The organism is Mesorhizobium sp. M2E.F.Ca.ET.219.01.1.1, from assembly GCF_004016445.2.
Classification (GTDB): Bacteria; Pseudomonadota; Alphaproteobacteria; order Rhizobiales; family Rhizobiaceae; genus Mesorhizobium.
The window spans coordinates 1-17,086 of the sequence record NZ_SADT02000014.1; the positions used below are offsets into that span (position 1 = coordinate 1).

Below are 17,086 nucleotides of genomic sequence, written 5' to 3' on the forward strand. Positions count from 1 at the left end.
TCTGGCGGACCACCTCTACGCCGGCATACATAACGACTGTCAACGCGATCAGCAGACTTGAAACGGCAGCGATTGTAGGCGTGATCTCTTCCCGAATTCCCGACCACATCTTTATCGGTAAGGTGGTAGTGTCCGGCCCGCTCACGAAGAGTGACAGCACCAACTCATCGAAGGAATGCAGGAAGGCAAAGAATCCGGCGACGATTAACGCAGGACGCATGAGCGGGAGTACGATTTTCCAAATCGTGACGATCCGCGAGGCCCCCAAACTCGCGGCGGCGTGCTCTAGGCGGACGTTCAGGGCCTGTAGGCTTGCGGCGACAATCAGCACGACTAAGGGAACGGCGCCGATCGTATGTGCGATCACCAGAGCGAGATTCGTGTTGACGAGCTGCAACCGTGCAAAGAGGAAGTAGAGGGCAACCGCACTGACGATTACCGGCACGATCATCGGTGCAAGCAAGAGCTGGTATCCGACACGGCGCATCCGCGGACTGCCGCGCACGAGCGCCATCGCAGCCGCTGACCCGATGGCAAGGCTTGCAAATGCGGTAGCTGTTGCAATGCCCAAACTTTGCAGCGTGGCGGAGACCCACGCGCGGCTTGTAAAATATGCCTCATACCATTGCAGCGACAGGCCGGGGGGCGGGAAATCGAGGAAGCGCGAGGAACTGAATGAGATCGGAACAATGATCAGGATGGGACTGACCAGAAACACAGCAACGAGCAGACTGAAGCCGCGTAGCAGCTTGCCACCAAGAGCCGCACGCTCACAACCTATGGCGAATCCGGCCGGAACCCGAAGGCTGTGAGCGACCGCCCGCACCAGGGCCGTAGCGAGGTCAACAAGTTGGACGTAAGCGGTGGTTGAACGACGAACGGGTGTGCCAGCCGATTGGGCAGCCCCGTGCTGAGATCCGAGCAAGCTATCGATACCGACGAAATGATTGGAAATTGTATAGACCACCAGCGTGATCGAGAGCAGCACGGTAGCGGCAGCGGCTGCGAGTGGCCAATTCAGCGTCACGTTTGCATAAATGTCGATTTGCATCGGCAATAGGATTGTGTTCGGGCCGCCGAGCAGCGCGGGAGTGATGTAGAACCCCAGAGCGAACACAAAGACCAGCAGCCCGGCCGCGATCACGCCCGGTAAGCTCAAAGGAAAGAACACGCGCCAAAAATTCTGGGGCGCAGAGGCTCCGAGGGAGGCGGCAGCGCGAGTCAGACTGGATGGAATCCCTCTCATTACGCTGATGAGCACCAAAACCGTAAACGGCATGAGGATATAGACCATCGCTATGAGCACACTGAACTTATTGTAGATCAGGTCGATAGGTCGTTCGGTGATGCCGAAGTCCATTAGAAGTTGGTTAATAACGCCAAAGCGCCCAAGGATCACCATCCATGCATAGGTACGCACGAGGTAGCTCGTAAAGAACGGCAACACTACTGCAAGCAATAGCGCTCTGGCGACCCAGGTGCGGGCCGCAACGATCCAGAAGGCGAGTGGATACCCCATTAGAAGGCAAAGCAGCGTAACTGTTATTGCCAGCTCGAAGGTGTGACTGAGGATGATCCAGTTCGTTCGATCACCCAAGAACTCTTGGAAGTGTGCGAGCGTCGGTCCAGGATCGAACAGACTGAGAGAGAGGAGACCAGCGAGCGGGACGAAAAAGAAGATCCCGAGCAGAAGTGCCATTGGAGCAAGCAAGAGCGTGGCTTCGCGATTGTGTAGGGGCCACGCGATGGCCGCTCTGACGGTCTGGTATAAAGTGGCCATTAGCTGGCCACCCATTGGGTCCAGCGCTCCACGAGCACTTCGGTATTAGTTTTGCCCGAGGAGGATTGGGCTTCCCAGTAGGCCGGATCGTAGAAGAATTGCTTGTCAATGTTCTCGGGCGCGGTCGGCAGTTTGGCGGCCACACTGGGCTCAATGTAATTAAAGGCAGCCCGATTGAGCGGACCATAAAAGATGAGATTGTTGAGACGAGCTTGCGCCTGCGCGGAAGCCTGGTAGGCGACAAACCGCATGGCCGCAGCCCGGTTTTTCGTGCCCTTCGGAACGACCCAATGCAGCGGGCTAAGCATCCCTTCGTTCCACAGGTAATCAACGCCAGCGCCCTGCTCCTTAAGGATTTGCATTCGGCCATTCCATGCCGAGGACATCGCAACCTGACGATCCGATAGGAGCTGACCTGGTTCGGCGCCCACGCTCCAGAATTTCGTTATGTGCGGTTTGATGCGATCGAGAGACGCGAATGCCTGGTCGAAGTCGATTGGGTACAGCTTGTCCTTCGGAACTCCGGCTGCCAGCAACGCAAATTCGACCGTCCGTTCTCTGAGGGAGCGAGGCCCCGGAAACGCGCTGACGTCCCAGAACTCAGTCCATGAGCGGGGGCGCGGCTTGTCGGCCGGGTAATCGGCCGTGGAGAATGCCATCACGGTGCTGAACACGTACGAGCCCACGGCATATTTTGTCTTTGCCTCAGGAACAAGGTTATCCAACGTTTCCTTATCGAATGCCCCATAATCGATTTCTTCGACATACTTGTCTGCATCTGATCTAAACGCAGGGCCGGATATCTCCACCACATCCCATTGCACATTGCTGCTATCGACTTGCGCCTTAAGCTTCGCCGCGTCAGCCGGAGACACATAAGTCACCTTGATGCCTGTCTCACTCTGGAAGGGATCAACTACGGCTTTGCGGAACGCCTCCTCATACGATCCGCCACCGGAAACGACCACCAGGGTCGACTCTTGCGCTCGCAAAATGCTTGGGGCGCCAAGCACCAGCGCCGCTCCGCTGAGTCCTATTAGGGCCTGACGTCGCGTCGGCCGACTGGAGTTAATGTAGCGCCTCATGAGCTCTCTCCCTTATGAAGACCATATCGGAATGCGATCTGCGGCCGAGGTCACGTGCAACGAAGCCGCCTCAGCTTCGAGATGGTCGGGTACACCTTGTCTCGGGCCGTTCGCCTTCACAGAAAGAAGGCGTCCATCCCGCGCGTCCCAGCCAATTCGCACTTTCTCACCGACTTTGAACCGTGGAGAGGAGGCGCGATAAGCTACGGCTACAGTGAGAACTACGGAAAGGGCCGCACGTAGGCGTACTTGGCACTTGACGATGTTTCCGCGGTAAATAGACTCTTGGATCACACCCTCGAATTCGTTGTCAGCGCACGCGCCTGCTGCGAGAGGGACGATCTTCTCGGGTCGGACCATGAGGCTCACGGGTCCCATCACCTGGTCCTCGGCTCCCTGCCATGTCGCTCGAACCTGCAGGCCAGCGACATCGAGGAGGGGACCGTGATCTGTCTTTCCAACAAGACGAGCGTCGAGGAAGTTCGATTCGCCAATGAAGCTCGCAACAAAGCGGGTTTCCGGCGTCTCATATATCTCTTCCGGCGTACCAATCTGTTCGACCTTGCCCTCATTCATCACCACGATTCGGTCGGACATGGTGAGCGCTTCACTCTGGTCGTGGGTGACGAACACCATTGTTGTTCCAAGAGATTTTTGTAGGCGCTTCAGTTCGAGCTGCATGTGCTCTCGAAGTTGCTTATCAAGCGCACCAAGCGGTTCATCCATTAGAATTACACCTGGGCGGAACACAAGCGCACGCGCCAGTGCAACCCGCTGCTGTTGACCGCCGGACAGCTCGTGAGGCATGCGGCCCCCATATTCACCGAGCTGAACAAGATCGAGTGCCGCGGCGACACCGGCTCGAATGTCGTAGCCGGATATTCCGCGCATCTTCAACGCAAACGCCACGTTCTCGAAAACGGAGAGATGAGGAAATAGCGCGTAGTTCTGGAATACAACTCCGATGTTGCGCCTGTGGACTGGTAGCCTCGTTATTGGTCGAGCACCGACAAAAATTTGGCCGGCGCTTGGCGTTTCAAAACCCGCAACCATCATCAACGTTGTCGTTTTCCCGGATCCGCTTGGGCCAAGAAACGAGACAAACTCGCCAGCCTCGATCTGGACCGAAATATCACTAACGGCTCGGACGGTGCCGTATTGCTTACAAAGTCGCTCTAGCCGCAGCGGTTCACCTCGGGACATCTAAACCTCGTCCGTGTTGCAAATAATGCAATGGTGTTGCAATTACGTTTAGAAGCTGACAGGGGTGTGAACACTTGTCAAGTGGAGCGGAGGAGTCATCCATGAAGTCTGTCAAATATCCCCCGAGCGGCCGTGACCGAGCCCGTGGGTTAACAAAGTGCAACGCGCCTTAAATCTGCTGATGGTCGTTGGCGCGAGTGAAAGGCCGTCGGAGTGAATGAGATCGCGCGGCGGCTAGGACAGCATGCAAGCGATGTCAGGCAACTGTCAGGGTCTCTCCTGCTTGTTGGGTCCGCCTCCTTGCATACCGTCGGCACCGAATCTGTGCCGCAGGTGGGGAGTCACGACGTAACCTTCTACTCCTGGCGCAAGAAGGGATGGACACCGTGCAGGTCCGCGCGCGGCCGCCTTACGGCAGGAAGCCTGCAGTCATCTCGGTGCTAGATGGCGACAATATGGAAACTGCATTTGACGCAAGCTGCTACATGATTGATCCTTGATTGAATGAAGTTGCTAGCCTGCAGCAAGCTGCGTACCTGCGGCGTTTCGAACTCTGGTCCGGCAAGTACACTTAACTGCATGAAACCGTCTGCACTTGCGCGAGGATGCATGCTTCGACCTCCGCGCAAGCGAGCCTGTGCGAACCATTAGACGGAGGCGAACGCTGCCGAATGAACGGGGCGGAGGGCGCAGACGAGGACCCAGGTTCGCGAACGGCTTTTGCGCCGCTCAGGAATCCGACCTTTCGTTCGATCTGGCTCGCCACGCAGGTTTCCAGCCTGGGCTGGTTGATGCAGACTGTTGCCATCAGCTGGCTGATGGCGACGATCTCGACTTCCGATCTTATGGTCGCGCTGGTACCGGCGTCATCGACGCTGCCCGCCTTCATTCTTTCTGTCTTCGTCGGGGCCATCGCCGACAATTTCAACCGCCGCAAGGTCATGTTCGCCGGCCGGTGCATTATGGTCATAGCATCTGCGATGCTGGCCACCTCTGTAGCGCTGGGCTTTGTAGACCCTTGGATGATCCTCGGCTTCAGCTTCTTGATCGCATGTGGCGGTGCCATCAACGATCCCGCATGGCAAGCCTCGGTTGGCGATATGGTAGACCGACGCGATGTTCCCGCTGCCGTCACCCTCCTCTCCGTCGGCTTCAACACTGTCCGGACCGTGGGCCCGGCGCTCGGCGGCATCCTGGTTGCCTCGTTCGGGCTTGTGACGGCTCTCGCCGTGACCACACTCACATATCTGGTACCTCTGGGGACCATATGGCGCTGCAAATGGAAGGTTCGTTCTTCGCCTCTGCCGCGTGAGCCGATGAGCACGGCGATCTATGACGGGCTGCGCTTCACGGCGATGTCTTCGGAAATCAAGACGGCGATCGCTCGCGGAACCCTCTTTGGCTTGGCGGGCATCGGCATACTCGCGCTGCTGCCCCTGGTCGTCCGGGATCAGCTGGGAGGAGGACCGCTGGCCTATGGCGCCCTCATGGCCGGCTTCGGGACAGGCGCTGTCTTCGCCGGCGTCTCCAACGGCGTATTCAGAAGGCGTTTGTCTCAAGAACGGCTGATGACGCTCGCCTGCATCGCCTGCGCGGCGTGCTCCCTCTCCCTTGCATTGACCTCCTCGATTGCAGTGGCGGCAATCGCGCTCGCTTTGGGCGGCGCGGGTTGGGTCACGGCCTGGTCCGGGGTTGGCGTGAGCGTGCAGCTGGCAAGCCCGCGCTGGGTCGTGGGGCGCACCATCTCGATCTATTATGCGTTGATAGACGGCGGCATCGCGGCTGGCAGTTGGGTGTGGGGCACGGTGGCCCAGAACCATTCCCTGGCCTGGGCGCTGGAGGGTTCTGCTGGTGCTCTGTTGCTCGTCGCTGCGGCCGGCGTCCTGTTTCCTCTTCGCGAGCGCCACGACTCCGAGCCCGATCCTCTAGAGCAATTCGACACCCCGGCAGTCGCCCTCAATCTCAAGCCAAGAAGCGGTCCCATCGTCGTCAAAGTCGAATATCTGATACCCGCCGAAAACGTCGATGCTTTCCTGGACCTCATGCGCGAGCGGCGGCATGTACACAGCCGCGTCGGTGCTCGACACTGGACTCTCCAGCGCAACCTTCAGAAGCCTATGCAGTGGACAGAGACATTCCGCACGCCGACCTGGACCGACTACCTTCGCCTCAACCATCGCCTCACGACAGAGGATAGGCACCTAGACGAAAGGGTCCTCCTCCTGCACGAGGGAGAGCTTCCACCTCAATTGACGCTTTTGATCGAGCGACCGACGGGCCCCGCTCGCAAAGCCGAGCACTCGACGTCTTATGTTCCCCATCATTGACCCCTTTAGAACAGTGCGGGTCCGCGACCCCTCGCCGTGTTAGCGCTGGCAGGAGGAGCATAACTGGACTACGCTGGCCCACAGCAACGACTTCTTCCCTCACCAGCCCAGTGGCAACGAGCCAAGAGTTTTCGAGGATGGAACGGCGAGAGCCGAGAAGCAGCGATCCACTTCAGTTCGGCTGCGCGGGAGCGAATACAGCCGCGCCCAGCACCACATCGCAACAACGGGGATCGACCAGTCGGGCAACCGGGGTCGTGTAGGCGGTAAGGCAGACGATCGGCGTCCCACCCTTTCGCGCACGAATATCCGGCGGCGTTACCGCCCTTGTATCAGCAACCACACTCAAAGAGGGCTCCTTCCCTTGCGTCAACAATCGTGCGGTGTCGCGTGTGGCATATTTTTGTGCAGGTGCGAAGAACTAATTTGCCACGCACGTGAGTTGACGCGCTGACGGTTATTGGTGAGAACAAAATTCAATCGGTTCAGCTACTTCTTGGCTTACCCAAGCACATCAGAGATCATGAGCGATCGCGCAAAAGGGACTACAAAAGGCGGGCGCAGAGCCAAGGCCGACACGGCTAAGGTCGACCTGACCGCGGTCGTCGTCGCGGTGAACGAGAATGAACCGTGTGTCCTCACCATCGGACAGACTGACACTTTGCCCTCCGGCCCGCTTGCGCTCGAGCACCGATCGCTGCAGTCCGGTTTGAGAACGTGGGTCGAGGAACAGACCGGCCACCCACTGGGATATATCGAGCAGCTCTACACCTTTGCCGATCGGGACCGAGCCGGCACCGAGCTTGAGCGGCGAGTCATCTCCATCAGCTATCTCGCACTCACCCGTAAGGAACATGCGACCGCTCCGTCCAGGTCCGGCTGGCGAAGCTGGTACGACTATTTTCCATGGGAGGATCACCGTGCCGGAACTCCACCGATGGTGTCGGACGTCCTGCGGCCTCGCCTGAGCGAGTGGGCGGAGAGCGCGGACGACAACGCGACGCGCCTCGAGCGCGGAAGGCGCGGCAATCGCCTTCGGCTTCGACGAACGCCCGTGGAACGAGGATCTCGCACTCAAGCGCTACGAGCTGCTTTATGAAGCAGCCCTTGTGGAAGAGGCGGTGCGCGGTTCGGTCCTCCCCCTGCCGGTTCGCGGCAAGCCCATGGTTTCCGATCATCGTCGCATCCTCGCAACGGGCATTGCGCGGCTGCGCTCCAAGATCAAGTACCGGCCGGTCGTCTTCGAACTGATGCCGCCGGCTTTTACGCTTCATCAGCTGCAGCGCACCGTGGAGGCGCTTGCCGGCAGGCTCGTCCACAAGCCGAACTTTCGTCGCCTCATCGAGCAGCACGAACTGGTCGAAGAAACTGGCGAAACTAGCGCGGAGACAGGGGGCCGGCCGGCGAAGCTTTATCGCTTCCGCCACGCCGTGCTCGAAGAGGGGGAGCTCGCCGGGGCAAAATTGCCGCTCGCGCGGGGTTGACCGCTTATACTCACTACGAATATATGCGCCTTATATTCAGGTAGGTATAACCGGAGAGCTCGATGAGCGCGATGCTACCTTCGGGCGCGTCCCTGTACGACCGCGTTCGGCGCGTAATCCCCCCGATCGAATGGCCGGCGTTCAGCGACGACATAGACGCCATCCTCGCGCTGAAGCGCGAGCGCAATGCGGTCGTCCTGGCGCACAATTATCAGACACCGGAGATCTTCCACTGTGTCGCCGACATCGTCGGCGACAGCCTGGCGCTCGCCCGCAAGGCAATGACGGTTGAAGCGGATGTCATTGTGCTGGCCGGCGTGCATTTCATGGCCGAGACGGCAAAGCTGCTCAATCCGCAAAAGACGGTGCTGATTCCCGATCTTGCGGCCGGCTGCTCGCTGGCGGACTCGATTGCCGCCGAGGACATCCGGCTGCTGCGGCAACGCTATCCCGGCGTGCCGGTCGTTACCTACGTCAACACGTCGGCCGCAGTGAAGGCCGAGTCCGATATCTGCTGTACCTCGGGCAATGCGAAGGCCGTTGTGGAGTCGCTGGGCGTTCCCCGGGTGATCATGCTGCCGGACGAGTATCTGGCCCAGAACATCGCCGCCCAGACCGACGTGCAGATCATCGCCTGGAAAGGGCATTGCGAAGTGCATGAGCGCTTCACGCCTGCCGACATCCGCGAGTTGCGTGAAACTCATCCGGGCGTAACGGTGCTCGCGCATCCCGAATGCCCGCCTGACGTGGTGGCCGTAGCCGATTTTTCCGGGTCGACCGCTGCCATGTCCGACTATGTCGAAAGGCAAAAGCCGCCGCGCGTCGTGCTGCTGACGGAATGCTCGATGAGCGACAATGTCGCGCTCCAGCATCCGGAACTCGAGTTCATCCGGCCCTGCAATTTGTGCCCCCATATGAAGCGGATAACGCTCGCCAATATCCGCGCCGCGCTCGAGCAGAACCGCCATGTCGTGACCATCTCACCCGAGATCGCCGGCCGCGCGCGGCTGGCCGTCGAGCGGATGCTCGCCGTATGAGCGCGGATGTCCGCAGCTTCTTTGGCCGGCCCATCATAATTGGCGGCGGCATTGCCGGATTATTGACCGCGCTTCATCTGGCGCCAGAACCCGTGCTTGTTTTGTCCAGGACGCCGCTCGGATCAGAAGCATCGAGTGCGTGGGCACAGGGCGGCCTGGCTGCCAGCCTCGGCGATGACGACAACCCAATGCTGCATCTGGCCGATACGCTCGCCGCTGGCGCCGGGCTCTGCGACGCAGAAATCGCAACCCGCATCCTTCATGCGGCCCCTAGCGCGATTGAGAACCTGTCGACCCTTGGGGTCCGCTTCGATCGGACGCCTGAAGGAGCACTGCGCCTTGGATTGGAGGCCGCGCACGGTCGCCGGCGCATCGTTCATGCTGACGGCGACGGCAGTGGACAGGAGATCATGCGCGCGCTGGTCGAAGCCGTGCGTTCTGCTCCGTCGATTGTGATGGTCGAGGGTGTGGAGGCGCGGCGGCTGGCGGTGGAGGACAACAAGGTCACGGGCGTTTGGGCAAGCTGTTCGACTAGTCCTGTGTTCCTGGGTACGGGACGGGTCGTCCTCGCGACCGGCGGGATTGGCGGGCTGTTTCACGACTCGACAAACCCGCTAGGCAGCTCCGGACAGGGGCTGGCACTTGCGGCGCGCGCCGGTGCTGTCCTTGCCGACCTCGAGTTCATCCAGTTCCACCCGACCGCGCTTGATGGGCCGGCTCGCCCGATGCCGCTGATCAGCGAAGCGGTTCGCGGTGAAGGCGCAACGATTGTCGACGAAACCGGCCAGCGCTTCCTCGAATATTTGCAGGACGCGGAACTCGCGCCGCGCGACGTCGTGGCGCGCGCCATCTGGACGCATCTTTCGAACGGCCACCGCGTCTTTCTGGATGGACGAGAAAAGCCCGGCCCGACATTCGCGCGGCAGTTTCCGACGATCGCCTCGGCCTGCCGGGGCGCAGGCATCGACCCGGCGCAAGACCTCATTCCGATACGGCCGGCCCAGCACTATCACATGGGCGGCGTCGCGGTGGACCGGGACGGACGTACCTCCGTTGCCGGACTGTGGGCTTGCGGCGAAGTCGCCTCGACCGGACTGCACGGCGCCAACAGGCTTGCCAGCAACTCGCTGACCGAGGCGATTGTATGCGCGCACTGGGTCGCTGAAAGCGTGGCGGGATCTCCCCTCGGCGTCAGAACAAGATTGACGGCACGGGAAATCCGGCGCCCGATCCACTCTCCTTGCGCCCTCTCCTCTCACGCAGCCTTGGCGTGAAGCGCAATGGCGAGATGTTGCGCGAGGCCGTGAGCACATTGCTTCCGCTGGCCAAACGCCACGATGCGGCGTCCGATCCCGCGGTAGTGGGACTGCTGATCGCGGTTGCGGCCTTCCTGCGCGAAGAAAGCCGCGGCGCTCACCACCGCACGGACTTTCCTTATCGTGCTGACATCGCGCGCCGCTCCAGGCTCACGCTGGAAGAAGCCTTGACGAAAGCCGAGGAATTCCCATGTTCTCCAACGCTTGAAGACGTCGAGCAATGAACCTCTCGCCGCTTCCCGCAATCATGCTTGAGCCCCTGGTGCGGGCAGCACTTCTGGAAGATCTCGGCCGGGCGGGTGATCTGACGACCGACGCCATCGTGCCGAAGAACCATCACGCGACGACCGTGCTTTCGGTGCGCCAGGCCGGAACTGTCGCTGGGCTCGATCTGGCGATGCTCGCCTTCCGGCTCATCGACCAGAACGTCGAATTGACCGTTAAGCGAGCAGACGGCAGCGAAGTCTCGCAAGGAGAGATCATTGCAACGGTGAGCGGTCCCGCCCGGACCATTCTCACCGCGGAACGGACGGCACTCAATTTTCTGTGCCATCTGAGCGGCATCGCCACGGCGACAGCATCGATCGTAGATGCGGTCCGCGGGCACGATGCGAAGATCGTCTGCACGCGCAAGACGACGCCCGGATTGCGGGCGCTGGAAAAATACGCCGTGCGCGCAGGTGGGGGGTCCAATCACCGCTTCGGCCTCGACGACGCCATCCTGATCAAGGACAACCACATCGCCATCGCCGGCGGAATACGCCCGGCGCTCGAGCGGGCACGAAACAGCGCCGGCCATCTGGTCAAGATCGAAGTCGAGGTCGATACCCTAGCCCAGTTGGAGGAGGTCCTAGGGTTCGCTCCCGACGCCGTCCTGCTCGACAACATGTCGGTCGACGAATTGCGCCAGGCGGTGGGTATGGTTGCGGGCCGGGCGATCACTGAAGCGTCGGGCAGCATCACCGCCGTGACCGCGCCCGCCATCGCCGCGACCGGTGTCGATCTGATCTCAATTGGCTGGCTGACCCACAGCGCGCCGATCCTGGATATTGGCCTCGACTATCGGAGCTCATGATCGCACGACGAACGGACGGCAGCGGGCTGATAGAGTTTCCGATCCCTGTCAATCGGCCAGGAAAGAAGCCGTAAAGGCCGGAACCCCCAAGGAACAGGAAGAGATGCACGCATCGAACTCGACGAAGACAATGCCACAGGCGCAATCCAATGATTGTGGGATGTGGACCCTAGAAAAGGCGCAGGCGCTGCACGACGCACCTTCAACAATCTTCTGTTCCTGGCGCAAACCGTTCACCGCCAGAATTTCGATCCCAACAAGGTCCAGCTGAGCCGGCTTCTTAGCATCAAAACAGGTGGATGCCCGGAGGATTGCGGCTATTGCAGCCAGTCGGCGCATCACGAAAGCGGGTTGAAGGCGTCGAAGCTGATGGAGGTCCGGCGCGTCATCGCCGAGGCGACCAAGGCGCGCGATGCCGGCGCCACGCGCTATTGCATGGGCGCCGCCTGGCGAAACCCCAAGGCGCGCGACATGGATGCGGTGGTGGCGATGGTCGAGGGCGTCAAGGCGCTGGGCATGGAGACCTGCATGACGCTCGGCATGCTCGATCTTGAGCAGACCGCTCGTCTGAAGCAGGCGGGCCTCGACTACTACAACCACAACATCGATACGTCGGACCGCTACTACAGCGAGATCATCAGCACGCGCACCTTTGCCGACCGGCTGGATACGCTCGCCAATGTCCGCGGCAGCGGCATCAAGGTCTGCTGCGGCGGCATTGTCGGCATGGGCGAAGAGCCGGTGGACCGGATTGACATGCTGGTCACGCTGGCCAATCTGCCGGAACATCCGGAAAGCGTCCCGATCAACATGCTTATCCCGATCGCCGGCACCCCGCTGGCGGAAGCCAAGCCCATCGAGCCGATCGAATTTGTGCGCGTGATCGCCCTGGCGCGCATCATGATGCCGAAATCGCATGTTCGTCTTTCCGCCGGTCGCACCGCCATGACCGACGAGATGCAGGCGCTGTGCTTCTTTGCCGGCGCTAACTCGATCTTCGTCGGCGACACGCTGCTGACGGCGGACAATCCCGGCGAGGACAAGGATACTCTGCTATTCCAGCGTCTCGGCATCGAACCGATGGAAATCGGCACGCAATGAACGAGGCACTTCTTGCCCGGTATGACGCATCCTTGCGTGGACTGGCGCGCAAGGATCGCCTGCGGACGCTTGCGCCGCGCGCCGGGCTCGACTTCTCGTCGAACGACTATCTCGGACTTGCCGCCTCCAAAAGACTTGGCGATGCGGTTGCGGCTGCGATTGCGCGGGGCACGCCGGTTGGCGCCACCGGGTCGCGGCTGTTGCGCGGCAATGCACCGGAACACGAGGCACTGGAGGCGGACGCCGCGGCATTCTTCGGCGCCGAACGCGCACTGTTCTTTGGCAGCGGCTACATCGCCAACTTCGCTCTCCTGACCGCGCTGCCGCAGAAGGGCGACCTGCTGGTTCTCGACGAACTCGCCCATGCCAGCATGCATGAGGGCGCACAGGCCGGACGCGCCCAGTTTGTAGTGGCTAAGCACAACGACGTCGATGCCGTCGATGAGGCAATCACGCGCTGGCGCGCCGAGGGCGGCATGGGACGCGTCTGGATCGGGGTCGAAAGCCTCTACAGCATGGATGGCGACCGCGCGCCGATGGAGAGCCTCGTCGCGCTTGCCGATCGGCACGAGGCATTCCTCGTCGTCGACGAAGCGCATGCCACCGGCGTCTGGGGACCGGACGGCCGGGGACTGGCCGCCGCCTTCGAGGGCCGCGACAACATCATTGCGCTCCATACTTGCGGCAAGGCGCTCGGCGCATCCGGCGCACTCGTCGCCGGGCCGAGGACGCTGTGCGATTATCTCGTCAACCGTTGCCGGCCACTCATCTACGCCACCGCGCCATCGCCGCTGATGGCAGTCGCGGCGTGCGAAGCGCTCGCCATGCTGTCCGACGAGCCGCTGCGCCGCGTTCAGCTGCGTGAACGCGTCGCCTTCGCGGGCCGCCAACTGGCCGAGCGCTGCGGCGTGATGCCGAGCGGCTCGCAGATCCAGCCCTTTGTCATCGGCGACGTCAGGCGCACCATGGCGGTGGCGGCGGCACTGCAGGCACGCGGCTACGACATACGCGGCATTCGTCCGCCGACCGTGCCGGAGGGCACGTCGCGCCTGCGCATTTCGCTGACGCTCAACGTAGCCGAAGCTGACATTTCCGCCATGGTCGAGGCGCTCGTTGAGGTGTTGGCCCAAACATGACCGGAGGCGACATGACCCAACGCATCGTCATCACCGGAACAGACACCGGAATCGGCAAGACCGTGTTTTCGGCTGGGCTCGCCGGCCTGCTCGACGGCTTCTACTGGAAACCGGTGCAATCAGGTCTCGACAACGAGACTGACAGCGAGGTGGTTGCGCGGCTTGCCGGCCTGCCGCCAGGGCGCGTGCTGCCGGAGGTCTACCGCTTGAGCAAGCCCCTGTCGCCGCATCGTTCAGCTGAGATCGACGGCGTCTCGATCGAGGCTGCCGATCTTTCATTTCCGGTCCTGCCGGCGCCGCTCGTGATCGAGGGTGCGGGCGGCCTGATGGTGCCGCTCAACCGGCGCACAAGGTTCATCGACATCTTCGCTGAGTGGCGGCTGCCGGTCATTTTGTGTGCCCGCACCACGCTCGGCACAATCAACCACACGCTGCTGTCGATCGAGGCCCTTCGGGCGCGCTCCATCCCGCTGGCCGGCATCGCTTTCATCGGCGATGAGATGGCCGACACGCAACGGACAATCGTGGAAATGGGCGGTGTACCGCAGCTCGGCAGGCTGCCGTATCTCGACCCGCTGACGGACAAAACGCTGCGAGACGCAATGATTGCCGGCTTCGCCTTCGCCTCGTGCACGGGAGATCACTGATGTCGCAGTCCCGTGTGTGGCATCCCTTCACCCAGCACGCGCTAGAGCCGGTGATCCCTGAAATCGTCCTGACGGAGGGCGCCTATCTCCACAAGGCTGGCGGCACGCGCATCCTGGACGCGATTTCCTCCTGGTGGGTCGTCACGCATGGTCACCGCCATCCCCGCATCATGAAGGCCATCGAGGCGACCGCGGCGAGCCTCGACCAGATCATCTTCGCCGGCTTCACGCACAAGCCGGCCGAGCGCCTGGCCGAGGCGCTGGTCGGTCTCGCTCCTTCCGGCCTCGACCGGGTGTTCTATTCCGACAGCGGCTCGACCTCCGTCGAAGTCGCGTTGAAGATAGCGCTCGGCTATTTCGGCAACATAGGCGGGCCGCGCTCGCGGATCGTCGCCATGGAGCACAGCTATCATGGCGACACGATCGGCACGATGAGCGTCGGCGCCCGCGGCGTGTTCAACGCTGCCTACGAGCCGCTGCTGTTCGAGGTCGATACCATTCCCTTTCCGGCCGCGGGCCGCGAGCAGGAGACGCTGGATCGGTTCGAGGCCGTCAGCCGCGACCGACGCGCCGCCGCCCTGATCGTCGAGCCGCTCGTTCTTGGCGCCGGCGGCATGCTGATGTATGCGGCCTGGGTTCTGACCGAATTGAAGAAGATTGCCGAAGCCTCCGGCACGCTCGTGATCGCCGACGAAGTCATGACCGGCTGGGGGCGAACCGGAACCATGTTCGCCTGCGAGCAGGCATCCGTCTCGCCGGACATCCTGTGCACGTCGAAGGGCCTGACCGGCGGCGTGATCCCGCTGGCGGCTACGCTCGCCACCGATGCCATCTTCCAGGCCCACTATTCCGAAGACCGGAAGAAGACCTTCTTTCATTCGAGTTCCTACACTGCCAATCCGATTGCTTGCGCGGCAGCACTCGCCAATGTCGAGATCTGGCGTGACGAGCCCGTGGCCGAGCGGGTCGCGGCCTTGAGCGCGATGCAGGCCGCCGGACTTCGGCGCTTTCGCGACAATCCGTTCTTCACCGACAGCCGGACGACCGGCACGATCGCGGCGCTCGATTTGCGCGCCGGCTCTGCGGGCTATCTGGCCGAGATCGGGCCGAAGCTGCGCGCCTTTTTCCTCGAGCGCGGCCTGCTTGTTCGTCCGCTCGGCAATGTCCTCTACCTTCTCCCGCCCTATTGCATCACCGGCGACGAGTTGGACGGACTCTATGACGCGATCGAAGAAGCCGGCGAACGCTTCGGTTCGAGGCCATGAGCCGATCGTCGCGCCTTCTCGGGTTTGGTCATCATGTGCCGGCGCGCAGGGTCGAGAACCCGGAAATCGAAAACCGTCTCGGGCTCGAACTTGGCTGGATCGAGCGGCGCACCGGAATTCGCTCGCGATTCTGGGCAACGGACGAAGACACGTTGTCTGGCCTGGCCGCCCGTGCCGGCGACATGGCGCTGGCGAATGCCGGCATTGACCGCAGCGACATTGGTCTGCTGTTGCTCGCCACCTCGACGCCCGACCATCTCCTACCGCCCAGTGCGCCGCTGGTCGCACACCGGCTCGGGCTCGGCCAAGCCGGCGCGGTCGATCTGACCGGCGCCTGCGCCGGCTTCATCTATGCGCTGATGTTCGCGGATGGCTTCACCCGCCTGCACGGCAAAGCGGCCCTGGTCATCGCCGCCAACATCCTCAGCCGCCGCATCAATCCGGCCGAGCGCGCCAGCGCCGTACTGTTTGCCGATGCCGCCGGCGCCCTGGTGATTGGTCCGTGCGAGGGTCCGGATCGGGGCATTCTCGGTGCGTCGGTGGATTCGGACGGCTCGCGCTACCGGCTGATCCAGATCCCGGCGGGCGGAAGCAACATCCCATTCCAAAGTGGCCTGGATCTCGGGCAAACCCGAATGACGATGACCGACGGCCGGGAAGTCTTCGCCAAGGCTGTCGAGATGATGACCGATTGCTCGACAAGCGCGCTCGCCGCTGCCGGAGTACGCCCACAGGATGTCGACAGGTTCGTACCGCATCAGGCCAATGCCCGCATTTTCGATGCGGTCGGGAGGAACCTTGGCATTGCCGATCAAGCAATCGTCAAGACGATTGCCGAATACGGCAATTCTTCCGCCGCGACGATCCCGCTCTCCCTGTCACTGGCCCATCGGACTGAGCCGTTTCGACCGGGCGAGAAAATCCTTCTGGCGGCAGCGGGTGCTGGTCTCAGCGGCGGCGCACTCGTCGTCGTAGTTTAGCCGCATAACTGGCTGCTCCGAGAGCGGCAGGACCACCAGTCATTCATGATGGATAGGACAACAGACCAATGCGAAAAATAGTAGCCGGCAAGCTGCACGGCATCTACGTCACCGAAGCGAACCTCAACTGCCACGGGTCGATAACGCTCGACCCTGACCACTGCGAAGAAGCAGGCATCCTGCCCATGGAATTCGTGGACATATGGAACAAGAATTCCGGTGCGCGGATTTCGACCTATGTCATCCTCGGCGAACGCGGCTCACGCTGCTGCATCCTCAACGGCGCGGCGGCCCGCACCTGCCAGCCCGACGACCAGATCATTGTCTGCAACTCGATCTACCTGGACGAAGCGCATATCGCCTCGCTGAAGCCGCGGATCGTTACGTTCGACCAGGATAACCATATACTCGACCGCCTGAGCTACTCCGTCGACCTTGACGCAGATGGCCGCTACACCTTCTCGATTCTTGACGAGGCGAACGAGGTTCTGTCCATTCCTGCCCTGGTCTCCGGGGCGTGACACCCGCCGAGACTCTCCGCCCCTCGTAACTCGTACAGCGCTGAAGAGTGGACCTAAGCTTCAGGATCAATGAAGCTTCGAGGAGAGGCCCGCCGCGTCTTTAGCCACAGCGGGCTTTCGTGAGATCGC

General features: G+C 61.7%; 11 protein-coding genes and 4 pseudogenes. 11 read left to right on the top strand and 4 right to left on the bottom strand.

Features of this window, described 5'->3' with window-relative positions:
- From EN862_RS34310 to EN862_RS34320, 3 genes are all read right to left on the bottom strand, one after another.
- Positions 1 to 1,699: ABC transporter permease subunit (locus EN862_RS34310; protein WP_167507135.1), on the bottom strand; the 1,699-nt coding region annotated here is incomplete at its 3' end.
- Between the two features lie 80 nt (positions 1,700 to 1,779).
- A complete protein-coding gene (locus EN862_RS34315) occupies positions 1,780 to 2,865 on the bottom strand; it encodes an ABC transporter substrate-binding protein (RefSeq protein ID WP_127230879.1) in 1,086 nt (361 codons plus the stop codon).
- Positions 2,866 to 2,877: 12 nt separating this feature from the next.
- Complete coding sequence (locus EN862_RS34320) at positions 2,878 to 4,068, bottom strand: ABC transporter ATP-binding protein (protein ID WP_126101862.1); 1,191 nt, start codon at positions 4,066 to 4,068, stop codon at positions 2,878 to 2,880.
- Positions 4,069 to 4,739: 671 nt separating this feature from the next.
- Here EN862_RS34320 and EN862_RS34325 point away from each other — a divergent pair.
- Positions 4,740 to 6,395 carry an MFS transporter gene (locus EN862_RS34325; protein WP_126101863.1) on the top strand — a complete coding sequence of 552 codons (1,656 nt, stop codon included), beginning with the start codon at positions 4,740 to 4,742 and terminating at the stop codon, positions 6,393 to 6,395.
- 196 nt (positions 6,396 to 6,591) lie between these two features.
- Here the strand turns inward: EN862_RS34325 and EN862_RS37155 are convergent.
- Positions 6,592 to 6,744 (bottom strand): annotated as a pseudogene (locus EN862_RS37155) (3-methyl-2-oxobutanoate hydroxymethyltransferase); the annotation flags it as partial.
- Between the two features lie 174 nt (positions 6,745 to 6,918).
- Between EN862_RS37155 and EN862_RS34335 the strand changes: the two are divergent.
- From EN862_RS34335 to panD, 10 genes and pseudogenes are all read left to right on the top strand, one after another.
- A pseudogene (locus tag EN862_RS34335) lies at positions 6,919 to 7,879 on the top strand (hypothetical protein).
- A 62-nt stretch (positions 7,880 to 7,941) separates the two neighbouring features.
- The gene (nadA, locus tag EN862_RS34340) at positions 7,942 to 8,916 is read left to right on the top strand and encodes a quinolinate synthase NadA (protein WP_126101864.1); all 975 of its coding nucleotides are present in this window, start codon (positions 7,942 to 7,944) and stop codon (positions 8,914 to 8,916) included.
- A pseudogene (locus EN862_RS34345) lies at positions 8,913 to 10,456 on the top strand (L-aspartate oxidase). The gene nadA and the pseudogene EN862_RS34345 overlap by 4 nt, the downstream one beginning before the upstream one ends.
- Positions 10,453 to 11,307, top strand: coding sequence for a carboxylating nicotinate-nucleotide diphosphorylase (gene nadC, locus EN862_RS34350; RefSeq protein WP_126101865.1), 855 nt, complete (start codon positions 10,453 to 10,455; stop codon positions 11,305 to 11,307). The pseudogene EN862_RS34345 and the gene nadC overlap by 4 nt, the downstream one beginning before the upstream one ends.
- A gap of 160 nt (positions 11,308 to 11,467) precedes the next feature.
- Positions 11,468 to 12,408 (top strand): annotated as a pseudogene (gene bioB / locus EN862_RS34355) (biotin synthase BioB).
- Complete coding sequence (locus tag EN862_RS34360; RefSeq protein ID WP_126101866.1) at positions 12,405 to 13,544, top strand: 8-amino-7-oxononanoate synthase; 1,140 nt, start codon at positions 12,405 to 12,407, stop codon at positions 13,542 to 13,544. Before bioB ends, EN862_RS34360 begins: the two are co-directional and overlap by 4 nt.
- 11 nt (positions 13,545 to 13,555) lie before the next feature.
- Positions 13,556 to 14,191 (top strand): dethiobiotin synthase, encoded by a 636-nt coding sequence (gene bioD / locus EN862_RS34365; RefSeq protein ID WP_126101867.1) that lies wholly within the window; start codon positions 13,556 to 13,558, stop codon positions 14,189 to 14,191.
- Positions 14,191 to 15,456 (top strand): adenosylmethionine--8-amino-7-oxononanoate transaminase, encoded by a 1,266-nt coding sequence (locus EN862_RS34370; RefSeq protein ID WP_126101868.1) that lies wholly within the window; start codon positions 14,191 to 14,193, stop codon positions 15,454 to 15,456. Before bioD ends, EN862_RS34370 begins: the two co-directional genes overlap by 1 nt.
- The gene (locus tag EN862_RS34375; RefSeq protein WP_126101869.1) at positions 15,453 to 16,436 is read left to right on the top strand and encodes a beta-ketoacyl-ACP synthase III; all 984 of its coding nucleotides are present in this window, start codon (positions 15,453 to 15,455) and stop codon (positions 16,434 to 16,436) included. The genes EN862_RS34370 and EN862_RS34375 overlap by 4 nt, the downstream gene beginning before the upstream one ends.
- 68 nt (positions 16,437 to 16,504) lie before the next feature.
- Entirely contained in the window at positions 16,505 to 16,957 is a 453-nt protein-coding gene (panD, locus tag EN862_RS34380; protein WP_126101870.1) for an aspartate 1-decarboxylase, read from the top strand.
- The last annotated feature ends 129 nt before the right edge of the window (positions 16,958 to 17,086 follow it).

Coding starts and splice junctions, on each gene's coding strand:
- bioD (WP_126101867.1), top strand. CDS start 13,556: ATGACCCAACGCATCGTCATCACCGGAACAGACACCGGAATCGGCAAG.
- EN862_RS34375 (WP_126101869.1), top strand. CDS start 15,453: ATGAGCCGATCGTCGCGCCTTCTCGGGTTTGGTCATCATGTGCCGGCG.
- EN862_RS34315 (WP_127230879.1), bottom strand. CDS start 2,865: ATGAGGCGCTACATTAACTCCAGTCGGCCGACGCGACGTCAGGCCCTA.
- EN862_RS34370 (WP_126101868.1), top strand. CDS start 14,191: ATGTCGCAGTCCCGTGTGTGGCATCCCTTCACCCAGCACGCGCTAGAG.
- EN862_RS34320 (WP_126101862.1), bottom strand. CDS start 4,068: ATGTCCCGAGGTGAACCGCTGCGGCTAGAGCGACTTTGTAAGCAATAC.
- EN862_RS34360 (WP_126101866.1), top strand. CDS start 12,405: ATGAACGAGGCACTTCTTGCCCGGTATGACGCATCCTTGCGTGGACTG.
- panD (WP_126101870.1), top strand. CDS start 16,505: ATGCGAAAAATAGTAGCCGGCAAGCTGCACGGCATCTACGTCACCGAA.
- EN862_RS34325 (WP_126101863.1), top strand. CDS start 4,740: ATGAACGGGGCGGAGGGCGCAGACGAGGACCCAGGTTCGCGAACGGCT.
- nadC (WP_126101865.1), top strand. CDS start 10,453: ATGAACCTCTCGCCGCTTCCCGCAATCATGCTTGAGCCCCTGGTGCGG.
- nadA (WP_126101864.1), top strand. CDS start 7,942: ATGAGCGCGATGCTACCTTCGGGCGCGTCCCTGTACGACCGCGTTCGG.